General features: G+C 59.3%; 2 pseudogenes. One reads left to right on the forward strand and one right to left on the reverse strand.

Features of this window, described 5'->3' with window-relative positions:
• Window positions 1-763: pseudogene (locus ABZX10_RS22730) on the forward strand (class I SAM-dependent DNA methyltransferase); the annotation flags it as partial.
• A 45-nt stretch (window positions 764-808) separates the two neighbouring features.
• Here the strand turns inward: ABZX10_RS22730 and ABZX10_RS22735 are convergent.
• A pseudogene (locus tag ABZX10_RS22735) lies at window positions 809-1562 on the reverse strand (class I SAM-dependent DNA methyltransferase); the annotation flags it as partial.

The raw sequence follows: 1562 nt of genomic DNA on the forward strand, positions 1-1562 counted from the left end.
CACCTTGATCCCCGCAATGATTCCTCCCGGCACCGCCCATATCCACGGTGTGTCGTCGGTCGGTCTGCCGGGAGATGCGGCCACGCTGGTGTTGGTCGGCGGATTCACAGCCTCATTACTTCACGACTTCGCGGTCCGCGCGGCGCCGAAGTCGACTATCTCGGCCTCGACGCTGGATCGGCTCCCATTCGTAGATGACCCCGCCCTTCGTTCGATGATCTTGCTGCGGACCCTGAGGGTCAACTGCGTGACCTCCGCCTACTCCGACCTGTGGGAGTGTGTCTTCAGTGGCGACTTTACGAATGACTCCTGGACCTCAGGCGGGCACAATTACTCGGACCGACCCTCGCTAGGGGAGGTTACGCCACACTGGACGGCGACGACGCCTCTCAGGCGCGCGACCGACCGCCGCCAAGCCTTACTTGAGGTTGATACGCTTGTTGCAATAGCACTCGGTATTGATGTCGAGGAACTCTGCGCGATCTATCGGACTCAGTTCCCGGTCCTGCTGGGTTACGACCTGCGCGCATTGCACTATGACCAGGAAGGCCGAGTCGTGCCAACGTCAGTTCTGACTCGAGCGCAGCGCCTGCCAGCAGGTGACGAAAATACCTCACTTGTCGGTGTGCATCCAGGTTCTGGACGGCAATACACCTACGCTCGCCCGTTCAAACCTCTCGACCGAGAGGCCGACATGCGGCTCGCTTTCGATGAACTTCGCGTGCGGGTGGCGGAGCGTCGGGTGGACTCCGTGCATCTTTAGAGGTCTGACCCCGGCAAGTCGGGGGCGGTGGATCAGGTCCACAGCTCAGGGGCGCGGTCCGAGACGATCTGCGAACACAGCAAAAGCGAATTGTAGGTCTTGTTCTCGATCGAGCGAGATAAATGGAGTTTCGTAGCGGTATACCAAGCCGCTTCCAGGATGGGACGAACTCAGCTCCTCGTTGGTGTAGTTGCCGCTATTCATTCCTCGCCGGCGCCATAGTGCGAGTATTGCGGAAGGCACCGATCGTCCATTAACGTCGTAAAATGTACCACGCGTGTCGTAGCCGTAGAGCACAGGGAACTGGGTGCGGTAGATTGCACACAGTTCGTCAGCTGTCGCGCCAACACTAAGGGCGACAAGTGCATCGATCTCAATCAACGCCTGCCGACGTTCAACCGCGGATCGCAGCGGGATGGCGTCCGTCCATGAATGTGTCACGTCTCCAAGTCCGCCACGAAGCAAGCCGTGAGCGCTGCTTTTCGCCCAAGCGTCAAGATGAAAGTGGTCGTCGAAACACTTCTGCCAGATTTCCGCATACGCATTAGTCACGCAGTTGAGACGCAGTACGCGGAGCATCAGTGCCGATAGTGTTTCGGACGTGAATCCGCATGGAAGCCGAGATGCCGTGCCGGACCGGATTGTCGATTTTGGCGCCACTCGAACAGCGAAATCGGATATCAGCGAGCTCATCGATCCGGTCAGCGCCACGAGTGTCGGCAGGTCATCCGGAACGCCAAGCGAGTAGATTCCGTCGACATGGGCTGCACCCGGTGGGATCAGCGCGGGGATCAAGGTT

Source organism: Tsukamurella sp. NPDC003166, assembly GCF_040611135.1.
GTDB lineage: Bacteria > Actinomycetota > Actinomycetes > Mycobacteriales > Mycobacteriaceae > Tsukamurella.